Annotated in this window: 22 protein-coding genes; 6 read left to right on the forward strand and 16 right to left on the reverse strand. The window is 71.6% G+C overall.

Annotation, left to right across the window (positions count from 1 at the left end; translation table 11 throughout):
* Nucleotides 1-3: 3 nt before the first annotated feature.
* The 5 genes from ACZ7EG_RS38635 to ACZ7EG_RS38655 all read right to left on the reverse strand — a co-directional run bounded on the left by ACZ7EG_RS38635 (nt 4) and on the right by ACZ7EG_RS38655 (nt 4,802).
* Nucleotides 4-1,056, reverse strand: coding sequence for an MBL fold metallo-hydrolase (locus ACZ7EG_RS38635; protein ID WP_471089308.1), 1,053 nt, complete (start codon nt 1,054-1,056; stop codon nt 4-6).
* Nucleotides 1,053-2,300, reverse strand: coding sequence for an aminotransferase class I/II-fold pyridoxal phosphate-dependent enzyme (locus ACZ7EG_RS38640; protein WP_471089310.1), 1,248 nt, complete (start codon nt 2,298-2,300; stop codon nt 1,053-1,055). Before ACZ7EG_RS38640 ends, ACZ7EG_RS38635 begins: the two co-directional genes overlap by 4 nt.
* 220 nt (nt 2,301-2,520) lie before the next feature.
* Nucleotides 2,521-3,198 carry a hypothetical protein gene (locus ACZ7EG_RS38645; RefSeq protein ID WP_471089312.1) on the reverse strand — a complete coding sequence of 226 codons (678 nt, stop codon included), beginning with the start codon at nt 3,196-3,198 and terminating at the stop codon, nt 2,521-2,523.
* 216 nt (nt 3,199-3,414) lie between these two features.
* A complete protein-coding gene (locus ACZ7EG_RS38650) occupies nt 3,415-4,209 on the reverse strand; it encodes an RNA polymerase sigma factor SigF (RefSeq protein WP_471089314.1) in 795 nt (264 codons plus the stop codon).
* Nucleotides 4,210-4,616: 407 nt separating this feature from the next.
* Nucleotides 4,617-4,802, reverse strand: coding sequence for a hypothetical protein (locus ACZ7EG_RS38655; protein WP_471089316.1), 186 nt, complete (start codon nt 4,800-4,802; stop codon nt 4,617-4,619).
* Nucleotides 4,803-4,961: 159 nt separating this feature from the next.
* Here ACZ7EG_RS38655 and ACZ7EG_RS38660 point away from each other — a divergent pair, with 159 nt between their 5' ends.
* The 3 genes from ACZ7EG_RS38660 (at nt 4,962) to ACZ7EG_RS38670 (ending at nt 6,550) form a co-directional block, all read left to right on the forward strand.
* Complete coding sequence (locus tag ACZ7EG_RS38660; RefSeq protein WP_471089318.1) at nt 4,962-5,363, forward strand: DUF2795 domain-containing protein; 402 nt, start codon at nt 4,962-4,964, stop codon at nt 5,361-5,363.
* 72 nt (nt 5,364-5,435) lie between these two features.
* Nucleotides 5,436-5,867 (forward strand): CBS domain-containing protein, encoded by a 432-nt coding sequence (locus ACZ7EG_RS38665; protein WP_471089320.1) that lies wholly within the window; start codon nt 5,436-5,438, stop codon nt 5,865-5,867.
* Nucleotides 5,868-6,007: 140 nt separating this feature from the next.
* Nucleotides 6,008-6,550 (forward strand): type 1 glutamine amidotransferase domain-containing protein, encoded by a 543-nt coding sequence (locus tag ACZ7EG_RS38670; protein WP_471089322.1) that lies wholly within the window; start codon nt 6,008-6,010, stop codon nt 6,548-6,550.
* A gap of 156 nt (nt 6,551-6,706) precedes the next feature.
* Here ACZ7EG_RS38670 and ACZ7EG_RS38675 read toward each other — a convergent pair whose 3' ends face one another.
* Nucleotides 6,707-6,964 (reverse strand): DUF6158 family protein, encoded by a 258-nt coding sequence (locus tag ACZ7EG_RS38675; RefSeq protein WP_471089324.1) that lies wholly within the window; start codon nt 6,962-6,964, stop codon nt 6,707-6,709.
* 94 nt (nt 6,965-7,058) lie between these two features.
* Here ACZ7EG_RS38675 and ACZ7EG_RS38680 point away from each other — a divergent pair, with 94 nt between their 5' ends.
* Nucleotides 7,059-8,159, forward strand: a complete 1,101-nt coding sequence (locus ACZ7EG_RS38680; RefSeq protein WP_471089326.1) for a baeRF2 domain-containing protein — start codon at nt 7,059-7,061, stop codon at nt 8,157-8,159.
* Nucleotides 8,160-8,269: 110 nt separating this feature from the next.
* On the opposite strand, the gene ACZ7EG_RS38685 is transcribed toward ACZ7EG_RS38680, so the two are convergent.
* Nucleotides 8,270-9,889 carry an ATP-binding cassette domain-containing protein gene (locus ACZ7EG_RS38685; protein ID WP_471089328.1) on the reverse strand — a complete coding sequence of 540 codons (1,620 nt, stop codon included), beginning with the start codon at nt 9,887-9,889 and terminating at the stop codon, nt 8,270-8,272.
* 298 nt (nt 9,890-10,187) lie between these two features.
* Between ACZ7EG_RS38685 and ACZ7EG_RS38690 the strand changes: the two genes are divergently transcribed.
* Both ACZ7EG_RS38690 and ACZ7EG_RS38695 read left to right on the forward strand, forming a co-directional pair.
* Nucleotides 10,188-11,009: a methyltransferase domain-containing protein gene (locus tag ACZ7EG_RS38690; protein ID WP_471089330.1), complete on the forward strand. Its 822-nt coding sequence runs from the start codon at nt 10,188-10,190 to the stop codon at nt 11,007-11,009.
* Nucleotides 11,010-11,051: 42 nt separating this feature from the next.
* Nucleotides 11,052-11,222, forward strand: coding sequence for a hypothetical protein (locus ACZ7EG_RS38695; protein ID WP_031136400.1), 171 nt, complete (start codon nt 11,052-11,054; stop codon nt 11,220-11,222).
* A 70-nt stretch (nt 11,223-11,292) separates the two neighbouring features.
* On the opposite strand, the gene ACZ7EG_RS38700 is transcribed toward ACZ7EG_RS38695, so the two are convergent.
* Genes ACZ7EG_RS38700 through ACZ7EG_RS38740 form a run of 9 tightly spaced genes read right to left on the reverse strand, consistent with a single transcriptional unit; the run spans nt 11,293 to nt 16,208 of the window.
* Nucleotides 11,293-11,556, reverse strand: a complete 264-nt coding sequence (locus ACZ7EG_RS38700; protein ID WP_031108664.1) for a gas vesicle protein K — start codon at nt 11,554-11,556, stop codon at nt 11,293-11,295.
* Nucleotides 11,557-11,591: 35 nt separating this feature from the next.
* Nucleotides 11,592-11,780, reverse strand: a complete 189-nt coding sequence (locus tag ACZ7EG_RS38705) for a gas vesicle protein (RefSeq protein ID WP_471089333.1) — start codon at nt 11,778-11,780, stop codon at nt 11,592-11,594.
* A gap of 16 nt (nt 11,781-11,796) precedes the next feature.
* Nucleotides 11,797-12,552 carry a GvpL/GvpF family gas vesicle protein gene (locus tag ACZ7EG_RS38710; RefSeq protein WP_471089335.1) on the reverse strand — a complete coding sequence of 252 codons (756 nt, stop codon included), beginning with the start codon at nt 12,550-12,552 and terminating at the stop codon, nt 11,797-11,799.
* Nucleotides 12,549-12,887 (reverse strand): gas vesicle protein, encoded by a 339-nt coding sequence (locus tag ACZ7EG_RS38715; RefSeq protein ID WP_391130370.1) that lies wholly within the window; start codon nt 12,885-12,887, stop codon nt 12,549-12,551. The genes ACZ7EG_RS38710 and ACZ7EG_RS38715 overlap by 4 nt, the downstream gene beginning before the upstream one ends.
* Nucleotides 12,884-14,053: an SRPBCC family protein gene (locus ACZ7EG_RS38720; RefSeq protein ID WP_471089337.1), complete on the reverse strand. Its 1,170-nt coding sequence runs from the start codon at nt 14,051-14,053 to the stop codon at nt 12,884-12,886. The genes ACZ7EG_RS38715 and ACZ7EG_RS38720 overlap by 4 nt, the downstream gene beginning before the upstream one ends.
* The gene (locus tag ACZ7EG_RS38725) at nt 14,050-14,742 is read right to left on the reverse strand and encodes a DNA primase (RefSeq protein WP_471089339.1); all 693 of its coding nucleotides are present in this window, start codon (nt 14,740-14,742) and stop codon (nt 14,050-14,052) included. The genes ACZ7EG_RS38720 and ACZ7EG_RS38725 overlap by 4 nt, the downstream gene beginning before the upstream one ends.
* On the reverse strand, nt 14,739-15,002 hold the full coding sequence (locus ACZ7EG_RS38730) for a gas vesicle protein GvpG (RefSeq protein WP_107454425.1): 264 nt from the start codon (nt 15,000-15,002) through the stop codon (nt 14,739-14,741). The genes ACZ7EG_RS38725 and ACZ7EG_RS38730 overlap by 4 nt, the downstream gene beginning before the upstream one ends.
* 4 nt (nt 15,003-15,006) lie before the next feature.
* Nucleotides 15,007-15,780, reverse strand: coding sequence for a GvpL/GvpF family gas vesicle protein (locus tag ACZ7EG_RS38735; protein ID WP_471089342.1), 774 nt, complete (start codon nt 15,778-15,780; stop codon nt 15,007-15,009).
* Nucleotides 15,777-16,208, reverse strand: coding sequence for a gas vesicle structural protein GvpA (locus ACZ7EG_RS38740; protein ID WP_471089344.1), 432 nt, complete (start codon nt 16,206-16,208; stop codon nt 15,777-15,779). The genes ACZ7EG_RS38735 and ACZ7EG_RS38740 overlap by 4 nt, the downstream gene beginning before the upstream one ends.

The following is a 16,208-nucleotide window of genomic DNA, read 5'->3' on the forward strand; positions in this document are numbered from 1 at the left end:
CCCCTACAGCACCTTTGACGCCCCCACTGGCATGTCCCAGAGGTTTTCTCGGGGCAGGCCCGCCTTTTCCCACGCCGCGCGTACGCGCGTGAGGGGCTCCATGACCGGCTCGGCCGACAGCACGAACGTGGCCCAGTGCATGGGGGCCATCCTGGCCGCGCCCAGGTCCTGGGCCGCACGGACCGCCTCTTCGGGGTCGCAGTGGACGTCACGGAGCCACCAGCGGGGGTCGTAGGCGCCGATGGGCAGGAGAGCCAGGTCGATTCCGGGATAGCGGCGGCCGATGCGGGAGAACCAGTGGCCGTAGCCCGTGTCGCCCGCGAAGTAGACACGCCGGCCGCCTCGGTCGGTGAGGATCCATCCGCCCCACAGGCTGTGGCAGGTGTCGGTGAGGCTGCGCTTGGACCAGTGGTGGGAGGGGACGAAGTCGAAGCGCACGCCGTCCAGTTCGGCCGCCTCCCACCAGTCGAGCTCCGTCACGCGCGTGAAGCGGCGGCGGTGGAACCAGCGGGCGAGCCCGGCCGGGACGAACACCGGGGTGTCGCGCGGGAGACGGCGCAGGGTGGGAGCGTCGAGGTGGTCGTAGTGGTTGTGGCTGATGACGACGGCGTCGACGCGTGGCAGTTCCTCCCAGGGGACGCCGACGGGGGTGATGCGGGCGGGGGTGCCGAGGATGCGGCGGGACCACACCGGGTCGGTGAGGACCGTCAGTCCGCCGATGCGCAGCACCCAACTGGCGTGGCCCGCCCACGTGACGGCGACGGTGCGGGCGTCGACGCGGGGCAGCGGGGCCGGAGCGTAGGGCAGCCGGGGGATGTCGGCCAGGCCCTGCGGGCCGGGTCTCACCGCGCCCTCGCGGGCGAAGCGGGCCATGGCCTTCAACCCCGGGAGCGGCGCGGTGAGTCGGTCGTGGAAGGTGCGCGGCCACACCCGCCGCTCGGCCAGGGGCCGGGGTTCGGCCAGGGGCGAGTACGGGGGTGCGAGGGGCGACGGGAGCGCGGGCTCGTCGGCTGCCCGGGGGGTCGCGCTGGTGGTCGACTCGGACTGCTGCGTCATCGAGGAGGCTCCCATCGCTCGGCGTCGTCGCGGAGATCGTCGAAGACCGACTTCAGCTGGATCAACGCGTGGTGCACGTGCGGCAGTTCCAACGGTGTGGGTGAGGTGAGGCATTCCGCGCGTTCGGCGTCGGACCCGGCCACCAGTGCGCCGGTGGAAAGCCGCACGCGCGGGGCTTCGAGGTCGTCGCCGAAGCGGTGCCCGCCCGGGGCGGGCATGCCGAGGCGTGCGGTGAGGAAGTCCTCCAGTTCCTGTGCGTCGCCGATGCCGTGCGCGGTCAGCGCGGGGCTCAGCGGGGCCAGGTCCACGTACAGATGACGGCCTGACCGCGGGGGCCGGGCGAGGGCGCCGGCACCGACGACGGCGGTGTGCGCCGCCTCGGCCAGGAGCGTGTGCAGGCGCACAGCGGCCGCCACGCGTGCGGTGACCGCTTCCGGCTCCCCGAGGGCGTGCCCGGCCGCCGCGGCGACGGGCGCGGCGACGCGGGCGTCGAGGGCGGTGAGGACGTCGAGGACGCGCGCGTGGAGGCCGGCCCCGTCCTCCCCGGCCGGGAAACGGGCCACGGCGGCGGGCCAGCCGGCCGGGAGCAGGGATCCGGCCAGGTCGGTGACGACGGTGACCCGGTCGGGCACCATCTCGGCGGGACTGAGCAGCACCGTCTCGCGCGGGTCGTGCAGGGTGTCGCGCCAGGTCTCGTCGCTGACCAGGTGCAGGCCCTCGCCCTGGGCGGCCTCGACGGTCTCGTGGAGCAGTTCCGGAGGGGCGACGGTCGCGGTGGGGTCGTCGGCGACGGACAGCACGAGCAACCGCGGGTCGCCACCCTCGGCGCGGACCCGGCGCACGGTCTCCAGCAGGGCGTACGGGTCGGGTACGCCGCCGCTCTCCGGCGGGGTCGGCACATGGAAGGCGGGGCGCCCCAGCAGACGTGCGTACGGCGCCCACCAGGCGGCGCAAGGTCTCGGCACGAGAACGTCACCGCCGAGGGCGGCGGTCAGCGCGAGCAGCAGGGCGGGCGCGCCGGGGGCGGACGCCACCCGGTCGGGGTCGCAGCGCAGTCCGCGCCGGTCCCAGTAGCCGCAGGCGGCCTCGCGCAGGGCCCGGCCGCCGCCGACCGGCTCGTGGCCGCCACGGGACGCCGAGGCGGCGAGCACCGCGGACAGCTCCGGCAGGACCGGCAGCCCGTCCTCGGGGAGCGGCGGCCCGAACCGGACGGGGCCGTGACCTTCGAGGGCCGTCCGCCGCATCCGTACCTCCGCAGTGCCAGTGCCTGGTGCCGCCGTGTCGTGCCGCCCTCGGCGCGTGCGCCGTCCGGGTGTTCCGTACGGCGCGGCTCGTGTCCTCGGCCACCGAGTACCCCGGGTGTCACCGCCCCATGGGCGCCGGCCGGGTCGCGATGGTCACAGCATGGGCGGCCCGGCCGTGGGAAGCCGTTGCCGTCCCGGGCGGTGGACCGGCCCCGGCAGGTCAGCGGTAGGGGTCGCTCTCCCGGTTGCGCAGCCGGTGCACGGCGGCACCGAGCGCGCCCGCCATCAGGACGCCGCCCGCCACCAGGGCCGGCACGGAGTCGGTGAAGGCACCGCCGTCACCGGCCCGTACTCCACGCTGGACGGCCGCCGGCTCGCACTCGCTGTGCTGTGGTTCGCGGTGGTGCGGGGGCTCGGGGCAGGGCTTGTGGGCGGGTGGGTGCGTGGGCCGGTGCGACGGCTTGTGGGGTACGGAGCCATGGGTCACGGTGAACGTCGCGCTCCACGGTGTGCCCTCGCCGCCGGGAGCGGCCGGGCAGGTGCCGTCGACGGTCCACGCCGAGTCCTCGCCCTGGGCGTCCGGGTCACCCTCGAAGCTCTCCGCCGAGGAGATCAGGGCCGTGCCGCGGTAGGCCGGGCCGGATTCCTCGTCGTCGTTGCCGGTGACGAGCTCAAGCGGCACCGTGCCCTCGTCGAAGGCCTGCGAGGTGGCGTCGATGCTGTCGGGCGGCGGCCCTTCGGTCGGGTCACAGCTGACCGAGACGGTGAGCGTGCCTCCGGGCTGGACGGTGGCGGGACTGACCTCGGCGGTCGGTTCGGAGAATTCGGCCGGCGCGAAGCCCACCAGGGCTGAGCCCGCCAGGACGGAAACGGACAGGGCGTACAGGCTGCGGCGCATCGAGGGGACTCCTTCGGTGGTGATACCCCTCTGCCATGACAGCCAGGCCTCTACAGCGTCGCCCGCGGCGCGGCCCCATTGGCGGGACAGTGCCACTCAACCGGGTGAATCGAGCGACCCAGGGGCGCGGGGCTGTATCGGTGTGCGGCTCCGCGGCGTGGGCGCGACGAGCCACCACGGGCCCGCACCCGCACGACCGCGTCGACCCCCGTGGCGCTAGGCGACATCCCGCATGACCTGCTCCCGCACCCGCCCGCAGGACCGGCTGATCAGCCGGGACACGTGCATCTGCGAGATCCCCAGCTCCTCGGCGATCCGGCTCTGCGTCATGTCGCCGAAGAACCGCATGTAGAGAATCGCCCGCTCCCGCTCGGGCAGGGCGGCCAGCCTGGCCTTCACGGACTCGCGGTCGACGACCGTGTCCAGGGCGGGGTCGGTGGACCCCAGCGCGTCGCTCAGGGAGTACCCGTCCTCGCTGCCGGGCAGCTCCGCGTCCAGGGACAGCGCCGTGAAGCTCTCCAGCGCCTCCAGGCCGGCCCGGACGTCCTCCTCGCTCATGTTCGCGTGTGCGGCGAGTTCTGCCACGGTGGGCTGCCGGCCGGAGATGCTCTGGGACAGGTCCCGGCCGGCGGCCCGCACCCGGTTGCGCAGATCCTGGACGCGGCGGGGCACGTGCAGGGTCCACATGTGGTCCCTGAAGTGCCGCTTGATCTCGCCGGTGATGGTCGGCACGGCGTAGCTCTCGAAGGCGTTGCCGCGCTCGGGGTCGTACCGGTCGACGGCCTTGACCAGGCCGAGGGCCGCGACCTGGCGCAGATCCTCGAAGTTCTCGCCGCGGCTGCGGAAGCGTCCGGCGAGGCGGTCCGCCATGGGCAGCCAGGCCTCGACGATCTCGTCGCGGAGGGCGTCGCGCTCCGGGCCGGGGGGCATCGAGGTGAGCCTGCGGAAGGCCTCGGCGGTGTCGGGGGCGTCGTCGTGGGGGTGCTTCTGCGCACGGATTCGGGTCGGCATGATGCGTCGCAATTCCCTTGATCAATGCAATGGGCCGGTCACCGTGGAAGCGCATCCGCTGTGGGACAGGGCCTCGGTGGCGGCGCGCGACGCCGCTCCCACGGGCGTGCCTCCTGTCCGAAGCACTGAAGGGCGCCTGCCCCCGGCCCCCACCCGCAAACCCGGAGAGGTTTTGCGCCGTCGCGCAGCGTGACTCGTACCGTGACTCGTACCGTCGGCAGCTCTGGTCAGGTCGCATGGGAGCTGCGGGCCATGAAGGGGCGCGCCAGTCGTCCCCTGGGGCCGGTTGGAGGCGACCGCCGCGCCGGTCCTGAAGTCGGTGGGGCGGCGTTCGCCGGGCAGCGGCACGGCGAGGACGCCCTGGACGAAGGATGGCGCGGACCGTGGACCGATGGTCGAGCAGGGCTTCAAGGCGAAGGTGCAGCAGTTCCGGCCGGGGCGGGAGAAGACGTGACCACCGCGGCGGTGGGCGAAACGCCGGCCGGTTCACGCCGGTCGCCGTCGTCCTGCGGCAGCAGCAGCTCCTCGTAACGGCCCAGCACCAGCACCACTCCGAGCATGAGCAGCGGGATGAGCACAGCGAGCAACGCCATGACGTGTCCTTCCCCAGGGAGGTGTGGGGGGTGTGATCCGGGTCTCCCGCGGGCCGTGGCGCAAACCAGTCCGGACAGCGGCGATCGGACGGACGGAACCTGTGTCGCCCTCCGGTGTTCGGGTACGCGGTGCGGGCCCCCGAACGTCTGGAGGGAGACATGCAGCGAGGCAGCGACCGGCTGAGCGTCCACCGGGACGACGAGATGAAACACGAACTGCAGGGTCTGCTCAGGTCCGGGCACCCCACGCGCAGTGAGGAGTGGCACGACCCGGAGCCGGCCGCCGAGGACGACCCCGAGGTCGCCCACGGGCCGGTGACGCCGAGCCGCGCTCCGACGTCACTGGAGTCGGTGCGGCTGGAACTGGCCCGGATCCTGGGTCGCAGGGCGTTCCCCGCGAGTCCGCGGGAGCTGACCCGCGAGCTGCGCGGCCACCAGGCGCCCGACGCCCTCGTCGAGGCCCTGGAGGGTCTGCCGCGCCAGGAGCGCTACGCCAGTGTCCAGGAGCTGGCCCAGGCCCTCGTCCGGGCCCGTGAGACCGGTCCGGAGGAGTACGCGTAGGGACCACGTCGGGGGCACCGCGGTCCGCCGCGGTGCCCCCACCGGCTTGGAAACGGAGGGAAGGCCCAGGTGATGGCCGAGTACGTGAAGGACGTGATGACAGCGGGGGTGGTCGCCGTGCGCCCGGACGCCTCGCTCGTGGAGGCGGCGCAGCTGATGCGGACCCAGAACATCGGCGACGTGGTGGTGGCCGAGGGGCAGGACGTGATCGGTGTGCTCACCGACCGTGACATCACCGTACGGGCCGTCGCGGACGGCGCCGACCCGACGACGGTCAGCGCGCAGACCGTGTGCACCAGGAATCCGGTGACGGTGACGCCGGACGACCGGGTGGCGACCGCGGTGGAGCTGATGCGCGAGCACGCGGTACGCCGGCTGCCCGTGGTGGAGAACGGGCTGCCGGTCGGGATCGTGAGCCTCGGCGACGTGGCCGAGGCCGAGGACCCCGCGTCGGCACTCGCCGACATCAGCCGGGCCGCCCCGGACGCCCGGGGCGATGCGTGAGCCCGGATCGGGCCGAGCCGGTCGGCGTCACCGGCGACACGAAGAACGAGACCACGAGAAACACGAGAAACACGAGAACCACGCAGGGAGCGACGCGGGGCGCTGCAGCGCCGTCCGCGCCGGGAAAGGACTTCGACATCATGCGTATCGCGTTTCTGGTCGCGCCCGAGGGCGTCGAGCAGGTCGAGCTGACCGACCCGTGGCAGGCCGCGAAGGACGCCGGTCACGAGCCCGTGCTGGTGTCGACGCAGCAGGGTGAGATCCAGGCCTTCAACCACCTCGACAAGGCGGACACCTTCCCCGTGGACGAGGTCGTGGGGGACGCCGCACCGGATTCGTTCGATGCGCTCGTGATGCCGGGCGGTGTCGCCAACCCGGACTTCCTGCGGATGGACGACAAGGCCGTCGCGTTCGTCAGGGACTTCTTCGAGCACGGCCGCCCTGTGGCGGCGATCTGCCACGCGCCGTGGACGCTGGTCGAGGCGGACGTCGTACGCGGCCGGGAGCTCACCTCCTGGCCGAGCCTGCAGACGGACATCCGCAACGCGGGCGGCACGTGGGTCGACCAGCAGGTGCAGGTCTGTGACCACGGTGCGAACAAGCTGGTCACCAGCCGCAAGCCGGACGATCTGAAGGCGTTCTGCGAGACCTTCCTGGACGTCTTCGCACAGGAGGCCGCCTGACGGCGTCTCCCGCCGACCACAAGCAGGAGAACCCCGTCCGGTTCGGCCATGAGGGGTTCCCACCGGCCCTCTCACGCCTGTGAGGCGGCGGAGAAGGTCGGTGCACAGGTTGGTGCACGCGAGCCGGTGGGCACGCTCCGCTCGCGTGCGAGGGGCTCAGGTGCCGGGGGTCATGGGAGTCGTCGACTCCCCGCTCCCCCGCTCCCGGGCCCCTTCGCGTGTGCGGCCCGCGGCCACCGGACGGCGCGGGTTGCGGCGCAGATACTCGCCCTCGAGCTGCGCCATGCGCTCGTTGTGGGCGTGCAGCGCGTCGTTCGAGCCGTAGAGCAGTGTGTCGTGGCGCGTGCGGTGGATGGTCTCCAGCTCTTTCATGAGCTGCTGGTCGTCCAGCCGGTCAGGGTCCACTCCGGTCATCGTGTCGCCCCGCTCGTCGTGTTCGTCTCTGCGGTCCGGGTACCCGCCCCCGGAGTAACTGAGCACTACCCCCGAGCGGCATCCGGGAGGAACCATGGATCTCGCCTTTCTGCACCCACTGTACGAACACCCCGGGCCTTGGGCCTCCGTGTACGTCGATACCTCACGGCACACGGAGGGCACTCCCCACGAGCGGGAGCTGACCGCCCAGGCGATGGCCGGGCAACTGGCCGAACAGGGAGCGGACGAGGCGACGTGCCAGGCCGTGCGCAGCGCGATCGAGGATCTGAAGCACTCCTCGGAGCCGCACGGCCGGGCCCTCTTCGCCCGCGCCGGCCAGGTCGTCCTCGACCCGCCGCTGGTCCGTCCGCCGCAGGGCGGTGACTGGGCCGAATGGGCGCCGCTGCCGCGGGTCGCGCCGCTGCTGGAGCTGGCCGGGGAGGACCCGGTGTGCGTGGTGGCGTACGTCGACCGCAAGGGCGCGGACTTCGAGCTGCGCAACGCGCTGGGCCGGGAGGACGCCGGGAGCGTCACCGGGCGGCAGTGGCCGGTGCACCGGACGAGCTCCGCGGACTGGTCCGAGCGGCATTTCCAGCTGCGGGTGGAGAACACCTGGGAGCACAACGCCGCGGAGATCGCCGACGCGCTCGCGGTGTGCCAGGAGGAGACCAAGGCCGACCTGCTGATTCTCGTCGGCGACGACCGGGAGCGGCGGTCCGTGCACGAGCGGCTGCCCAAGCGGCTGCACGACCTGGTGGTGGAGGCCCCGCACGGGACGGGCAGCCGGCTGCTCGACGAGGACGTGGAGCGGGCCCGGGCCGAGCACGTGGGGCGGCAGGCCGAGGCGGAACTGGAGCGCTTCCGCGCCGCCCGCACCCCGGACGACGAGGGCCGGGCCGGAGCCGTCGAAGGCGTGCCGGCCCTCGTCGAGGCGGCGCGGGAGCACCGCATCGACGAGCTGCTGGTCAGGGTGGACGGGCCCGACGCGCACCGCGAGGTGTGGATCGGGGAGGATCCCGACCAGCTCGCGGTGCGCCGCACGGACCTGAAGGTCCTGGGCGAGCAGCACTCGTGGCCGGCCCGGGCCGACGACGCGCTGATCCGTTCCGCGGTGGCCACGGACGCGCCCGCGCTGGCTGTCGCCCAGGAGCAGGTGCCGGTGGGGGGCCTCGGCGCACTGCTGCGTTGGAAGTGAGCGGGGCTTCCGCGCGGCCGGCCTGCGCGGCGTTGCTTCACCCGTCGCGTGTGCGGGTACGTCGTGGCTGGTCGCGCGGTTCTCCGCGCCCCTGACGGGGCGCGTCCCCGCTAGCGGGCGCGTTCCACTCTGCGTTCGTCCCAGACCGGGTCCGGGGTCTCCCGGACCCGGCCGTCGCTGCCGAAGACGAGGAAGCGGTCGAAGGAGCGGGCGAACCAGCGGTCGTGGGTGACCGCGAGGACCGTGCCGTCGAAGGCCTCCAGGCCCTCCTGGAGCGCCTCGGCGGACTCCAGGTCCAGGTTGTCGGTCGGCTCGTCCAGCAGCAGCGCCGTCACGCCCTGGAGCTCCAGCAGGAGGATCTGGAAGCGGGCCTGCTGGCCGCCGGAGAGACGCTCGAACGTCTGCTCCGCCTGCTGGGTGAGTTCGTAGCGGCGCAGTCGCGAGGACGCGGCGCCGCGGTCCTGTGCGTGTTCCTTCCACAGGATGTCGAGGAGGGTGCGACCCTCCAGTTCCGGGTGGGCGTGCGTCTGCGCGAAGTGGCCGGGCACGACCCGGGCGCCCAGCTTCCAGTCCCCCGTGTGCGCCACGTCGTCACCGGCGAGCAGGCGCAGGAAGTGGGACTTGCCGGAGCCGTTGGAGCCGAGGACGGCGACCCGTTCGCCGTAGAAGACCTCCAGGTCGAAGGGCTTCATCAGGCCGGTGAGCTCCAGCTTTGCGCACGTCACCGCCCGGACGCCCGTACGGCCGCCCTTGATGCGCATCCTGATGTCCTGCTCGCGCGGCGGCTCCGGCGGCGGGCCGGCCTCCTCGAACTTGCGCAGCCGGGTCTGCGCGGCCGCGTAGCGGGAGGCCATCTCATGGCTGACGGCCGCGGCCTGACGCAGCGTCAGCACGAGCTTCTTCAGCTGCGCGTGCTTCTCGTCCCAGCGCCTGCGCAACTCCTCGAAGCGGGCGAAGCGCTCGCGCCGGGCCTCGTGGAAGGTGGCGAAACCGCCCCCGTGCACCCAGGCGTCGGCCCCCGCGGGGCCGGGTTCCAGGGAGATGATCCGCTGGGCCGCGCGGGCGAGGAGTTCACGGTCGTGGGAGACGAACAGAACCGTCTTGCGGGTCTCCTTCAGCCGCTCCTCCAGCCACCGCTTGCCGGGGACGTCGAGGTAGTTGTCGGGCTCGTCGAGGAGCAGCACCTCGTCCGTGCCGCGCAGCAGCGCCTCCAGGACGAGCCGCTTCTGCTCGCCGCCGGAGAGGGTGCGGACCTCCCGGAACTGCGCCTTGTCGTACGGCACCCCGAGCGCGGCCATCGTGCACATGTCCCACAGCGTCTCGGCCTCGTAGCCGCGGGCCTCGGCCCAGTCGGCGAGGGCCTGCGCGTACGCCAGCTGGGCGGCCTCGTCGTCGACGGTCATGATGGCGTGCTCGGCGGTGTCCACGGCCCGGGCCGCCTCGCGGATGCGGGGCGTCGCGACGGACACGAGCAGGTCCCGCACGGTCGTCTCGTCGCGTACGGATCCCACGAACTGCCGCATGACGCCGAGCCCGCCGCCGACGACCACGGAGCCGCCGTGCGGTTTGAGCTCACCGGCGAGCATCCGGAGCAGAGTGGTCTTGCCGGCGCCGTTGGGCCCGACGAGGGCCACGACGGCCCCCTCCCCCACCCGGAACGAGACATCACCCAGCAGCGCCCTTCCGTCAGGCAGGTAGTACTCCAGGTGCGCGGCTTCGAGGTGTCCCATGGGCGCGATTCTGTGCGGGCGCGGGTCTCCGGGGCAAACGGGTTTCGGCGCCGGGGGTGCCGGTCAGACCCGCTCCATCGGCCGGCGCGGCTCGCTCGGGAGCTCCACCTCGATCCGGTCGCCGGGGCGCACCACGCCCCCTCCCGCCCCACGCTCATGATCCCGGCCGCCGCTGGTGTGTCCAGCTTCCTCGACCTGACGCACAGTCAGTCCATATAGCAGGATTCAAGTCTCAATATGCGGTTGCCCCGCGTACGGTGATCTCCTGCCGACCCGACCGGAAGGGGTGGGATCCGCCATGCCGGAATCCCGGGACACCGCCGTCTACACCCACGGGCACCACGAATCCGTACTGCGCTCGCACACCTGGCGGACCGCCGCCAACTCGGCCGCGTACCTGGTGCCCTCGCTCAGGCCCCACATGAAGATCCTGGACATCGGCTGCGGGCCGGGCACGATCACAGCCGACCTGGCGGAGCTGGTGCCCGACGGGCGGGTCACCGGCGTCGACCGGGCCCCGGAGATCCTGGACCGGGCACGCGCCACGGCGGCCGGGCGAGGTCTGGCCAACATCGACTTCGCGGTCGCCGACGTGCACGCGCTGGACTACCCGGACGACACGTTCTGTGTGGTCCACGCCCACCAGGTGCTTCAGCACGTGGGTGACCCGGTGCGGGCGCTGCGCGAGATGAAGCGGGTCGTCAGGCCCGGCGGGATCGTCGCCGTGCGGGACGCGGACTACGCGGCCATGACCTGGCATCCGGCATCCGAGGGGCTCGACGCCTGGCTGGACCTCTACCGCCGGGTCGCCCGGGCCAACGGGGGCGAGCCGGACGCCGGACGCCGGCTGAAGGCCTGGGCGCAGCAGGCCGGCTTCACGGACATCACGGCGACCTCCGGCACCTGGACGTTCGCCACACCCGCGGAGCGGGCCTGGTGGAGCGGGCTGTGGGCGGACCGCACGCTGGCGTCGGCGTACGCGGACCGGGCCCGGCTGGGCGGGCACGCCGACGACGCGGAGCTGCGGGCGGTGGCCGAGGCCTGGCGCCGGTGGGGCACGCAGGAGGACGGATGGTTCAGCGTGCTGCACGGAGAAATTCTCTGCCGAAAGGAAGCCTGAAACCCAGTTTCGCGGACACCCTGAAAGCAAGGGGTTCGAATTATGGTTCCCATCCTGCTGGTGCTGCTTCTGGCTTTGGTTCTGTTCGGCGCCGGATTTGCAGTAAAGATTCTCTGGTGGATCGCCCTCGCGGTTCTCGTCCTGTGGCTGCTGGGCTTCTTCGTCCGCGGCACGTCGGCAGCCGGCGGCAGGGGCCGTTGGTACAGGTGGTGAATGAGTGCCCCTCTCCCCGGGTTTGGCCCCGGGGAGGGGGTTTGGCCCCGGGGAGAGGGGTGAGTGGGAGTCAGTCCCGCGGAAGCAGCGGTCCGAGCGGCCCGAGGTCCAGATTGAGGTCCTCGGGCCGCAGTCCGTAGCGCTCGCGCAGTTCCGTCATCCGCTCGTCCAGCAGCATGAGCGTGAGCCCGATCCGCTCCTCCTGCTCCTCGCTCAGGTCCCCCACGTCGAACCGGCGCAGCGCCTGGCGCTCCATGAGCTGGCGCAGCAGCTCCACCACCGTCAGCACGAGTTTGACCAGGTCGCGCTCGACCGTGTCGGGCTCCAGATCCATGTGGTTGGAGCGCCTGCGGGGGTTCTCCGGGGCGGTCACAGCAACTCCTCGAACGGTGAGGGAACCTGGGCGTTCACCGAGCTGATGAGCGCGTTGAGGTCGATGCGGACGAGATCGACGTCGGCGATGCGCAGCGTGATGTCCCCCGTGATCACGACGCCGCCGGCGAGCAGCCGGTCGAGCAGGTCCACGAGGGCGACCTCACGGCGTTCCACTAGGGTCACGGATTCTCCCCGTCGTTCATGTGGTCTCCCCGGCGAAGGAATAAGCCGCCCAGGGGCCGGTGAGTTCGATGCGCATTCCGGGCATCTCCCCCTTCGTGCGGTCCACCAGTTCCACGAATTCCTCGGAATGCGCACGCGGAACGAGATAGGCGGCGTTCAGTACGTTCCGCCCGGTCGCCTTGGAAAGCGCGGGATTCTGCGGGGGATGCATCCGGGAATCCTCCGCAAAGGCGGAGAGCTCTTCGTGCAGCCGGGTCGAGAAGGCCTCGGCCTTCTGCCACATTTCCTCGTGGGACCTGGTCTGCACACGCCGCTGGCGCAGGTAGTCCCGGCCCGACGCGGGTTTCTGCTGCGGCGGGGCGCTCTCCTGCGGTTCGGACTCGGCGTAGACCTTGACGCCCCACTCCACCCGGCCTTCCAGCCGGTCGAGCGTGCGCCGGAAGTCCTCCTCGCGGGCCTCTATCATCATCCGCACGCCGCTGTCGTCGTGGAAGACGGTGCCCAGACGCAGCGGCAACGGGGTGGTGACGGTGGTGAGCGCGTCGATGACGCCCTGGTGGGCGCGGGCTGTCTCGGTGAGCCAGTCCAGGTCCTCCAGATGGCGCCGGAGCGGCTCCTCGGCGAAGTCCCGCTCCGGCACGTGGCTCACCACGGCCACCAGGCCGTGGTGAGTCAGTGCTCTGGGTGGATCACCCGCGACCCCGGTCAGCTGGGCCTGGAGGGGTGTGCCGAAGGGGCGGCAGACGGCGTAGACGTACCGCAGTCCGGTCACGGTGCCTCCTTCTTCTCCGCGAGGCCGGGCTCCAGTTCCTCCAGCCGGGCCAGCCTCTCGCGCAACTCGGCGTTCTCACGGGTCAGTTCGTCACGACGGGCCCGTGAGCTCAGGGCCGGGTCGGTCTCCCACCAGTCGATGCCCATCTCCTTCGCCTTGTCGACCGACGCGACGATCAACCGCAGCTTGATGGTGAGGAGTTCGATGTCGAGCAGATTGATCCGGATGTCGCCCGCAATGACGATGCCCTTGTCCAGCACCCGTTCAAGGATGTCGGCGAGGTTGGCACTGCTTCCCTGACCGTAGGGCTCGGGCATCCTGCTGGGCGTCGTCATCGCCGGCTCCCCGCCTCGACTTCCTCGTCCTCGTCCACTTCGTCCTCGTCGTACTCCCCTTCGGGCTGCTCCTCGTCCTCGGGCTCCTCCTCGGGCTCCTCCTCGTCCTCTTCGTCGTACTCGGCCTCGGAGTCGTCCTCGTACTCGCCTTCGGGCTCTTCCTCCTCGCCTTCCTCTTCCGGCTCCTCCTCGTCGTACTCGGCTTCCTCGCCCTCGGCGTGCTCACCCTCGGGGCGCTCCTCCTCGGCGTCCTCACCCTCAGGGCGCTCCTCCTCGGAGCCCTCCTCGGACTCCTCCTCGGCGAGCGCGTCCTCATGGCTGCGGACGACCTCGCCGTCGCGGATCTCGCCGCGCCAGCCGTCCTCCGCCTCGCCCTTGATCGTGATGAAGCGGACGAAGTTCTTGAGGTCGAGCCGGGCCCGGCGGCCCTGAGCACGCCAGATGTTGCCGGTCTTCTCGAAGAAGCCGGAGGGGTAGTACTCGATGACGAGCAGGACACGGGTGAGGTTGTCGGTGAGCCGGTGGAAGGAGACGACGCCCTTCGTGGTGCCCTTGGCCCCCTCGGAGGTCCAGGAGATGCGGTCGTCGGGGACCTGCTCGGTCGTGGTCGCCTTCCAGCTGCGGTTGGACCACCAGACCTTCAACTGCCAGTCGGAAGTGGTGTCGTCGGCCTTGCTCGCAGCCTTGACACCCTTCGCGAAGGTGCTGAAGTCCTGGTACTGGGTCCACTGGTCGTACGCCGTGCGCAGCGGTACGCCGACATCGATGTGCTCGATGATGACCGTGGGCTTGTTGCCGGAACGGCCCTTGCCCTTGCCCTTGCCGCCCAGGCCCTTGAAGGCGCCCGTGACCTTGTCCTTGATGCGTGAGCCGCCCAGCTCCAGTGCGGAGCGCAGGGGCCCCTTGCCCTCGGCTATCTTGCGGCCGCCCTCGAGGGCGAGTTTGGCGAAACCGGGGCTCTTGCCCTCGGCGATGTCGTTCAGCTTGCCGGTGGTCTCGCCGAGCTTGCGGCCGGCACCGGTGAGCATGCGGGTGGCCTGGGCGGCGAGATACTCCTGCAACTCGGCCTTGAGCCGGTCTGCGGCCTCGCTGTGGGCCAGGTCGGTGAGCGGGTTCTTCGCCGCTCCGTTGGCGGCGGACTTCGCCGAGCCGAGTGTGTCGCTCATCCCTCACCGCCTCCCTTCGGCAGTCGGGACCGGGCGCTACCGCCCCTGCCCCCGGAGGTCGCCTTCTTGGCGGCCGAGGTCTTCTTGGCCGCCGTCTTGCGGCTCGCCGCCTTCTTGGCGGGAGCCTTCTTGGCGGGGGCCTTCCTGGCGGGAGCCTTCTTCGCCGCCTTCTTGGCCGGCGCCTTCTTGGCGGGGGCCTTCTCAGCCTCCGGCTCCTCGTCCTCTTCCTCGTCCTCTTCCTCTTCCTCATCGGCACCGGAGTCCTCGGGCTCGTCACCCTCGGGCTCTTCGTCCTCGTCGAGTTCGGAGTCCGCGGGCTCCTCGTCCTCGTACTCGGCGTCTTCGGCGTCCTCGTCCTGACCTCCGGGCACCACGCCCGACAGTTGGTCGCGCACCTGCGCGGTACGACCGTGCAGCCGGTCGGCGAGGGCGTCGATCTGCCGCTCGACCATGGCGCCCGAGGCGGCCTTGCCGACCCCGCGCAGGTCCTGCCGCAGCTGGTCGCCGATCTCCTTGAACTGCGGGTTGTTCCGCAGCTGCTGCTGGAGCAGATCCGCGACCATGCGCGGGCTCAGGTTCAGCTTCTTCCCGGCGACCAGCCCGCCGACGGCCATCGCCATCTTCAGCTTCTTGGTCCGTCCCAGGAGGTATCCGGCCCCTATGGCGAGACCCAGTCCCGTTCGGTTCATTGTGTTGTCCCGTTGCCTGTTCCCGCGCTGCCGCGCGAAGCGATCTCCAACCGGTCGAGGAGGTCGTCCTCAAGACGGTCGAACTCCTCCTCAGTGATCTCTCCGGCCTCCATCTGCTCCTCGAGGCGGGCCAGTTCGGCCCGGATCGTGGCGGGGTCGTAGTAGATCCGCTCAGCCTCCTGCACCACCTGTTTGATGGCCCAGGCACTGCCGCGTACCGGTGCGAACGGCAGCAGCAGCACCTCAGAGATCAGGCCCACGACGTCACCCCGCTCCGGTGTCCGTTCCGCTCGCCACGGTGCCCGCGGGCTCGGCAGGGCCGGGCTCGACGAAGCTGTACGGCGGCAGCGGACCGTTGACCCGCACCTCCAGGTGCGGCATGTCCTTGCGGACCTGCTCGACCGCGGCCAGGAAGGACTCGGCCGCATCCCGGTCCACCAGGAACGACACGTTGGCCAGCCAGCCGGTGGACTCCGGGCCCACGCTCACGTCGTCGGCGGCCGACTCCAGGGCGCGATGCACGGCGGCACCGTCATCGGCCTCCTTGGCCTTGACCGCGGCCGCGACCAGCTCGCCGAGCCGGATCTTGTCGTCGTAACTGCCGCCGCCCGCCTGCCGGTTGGCCTCCGCGAGCCCACGGATGTCGGGGCTCTCGGCCATCACCTGGTGCAGGACGGCCTCTTCGACGTGGTTGGCCTTGACGTTGTACTCGACCCGGTTGTCCAGGGCCCGCAGCCGCTCCTTGTAGTGCTCGGCGCGCTCGGCGAGCACCCCGGTGATGGAGTTGTCGTCCGGGGCGACGCTGCCGAACCGCATGGGCAGCACGCAGCCGGCCGCACCGGCCTCGCTGAGCACGTTCTGGTGGGCGAGCAGGTCCTTGCGCTTGGGTCGCAGCCCCTCGGGCGCCTCACTGACGACGGCCGCCAGGTCGCCCTCCCGCAGGATGCGCACCTCGCGGGGCGGGTCGCCGACGCCGCCCATGCCCTCGGGCAGGGAAGGGTGCGAACTCGCCGCGATGCCGTAGACGTAAGTGCTCACTCCTGCTCCTCCTTACGGCGGGACGACGTGCTCTTGCGGGCTCGCGGACGCGACTCGGCCTCGCTCTCGCTCTCGGTGCGCGCCTGCTTGAAGGCGTCGGATATCGTCTCGGCGGCGCCGGACAGCGCCCCCTTGGACTTGCCGCGGGCGCCGGACTCGGTCATCTCGCCGACGAGGTCTGGCAGGCCCGGGTCCTTGCGGGGCCCGGCCTCCAGGTCGAGCCGGTTGCACGCCTCGGCGAAGCGCAGATAGGTGTCCACGCTGGCGACGACGACGCGTACGTCGATCTTGAGGATCTCGATGCCCACCAGGGAGACACGGACGAACGCGTCGATCACGAGCCCCCTGTCAAGAACCAGTTCGAGCACGTCATAGAGACCGCTGCTGCCGCCTCCGCCGCCGGACTGCTGTGCCGGTACGACAGTCAT

The sequence above is a fragment of the Streptomyces sp. NPDC037100 genome, from assembly GCF_055606225.1.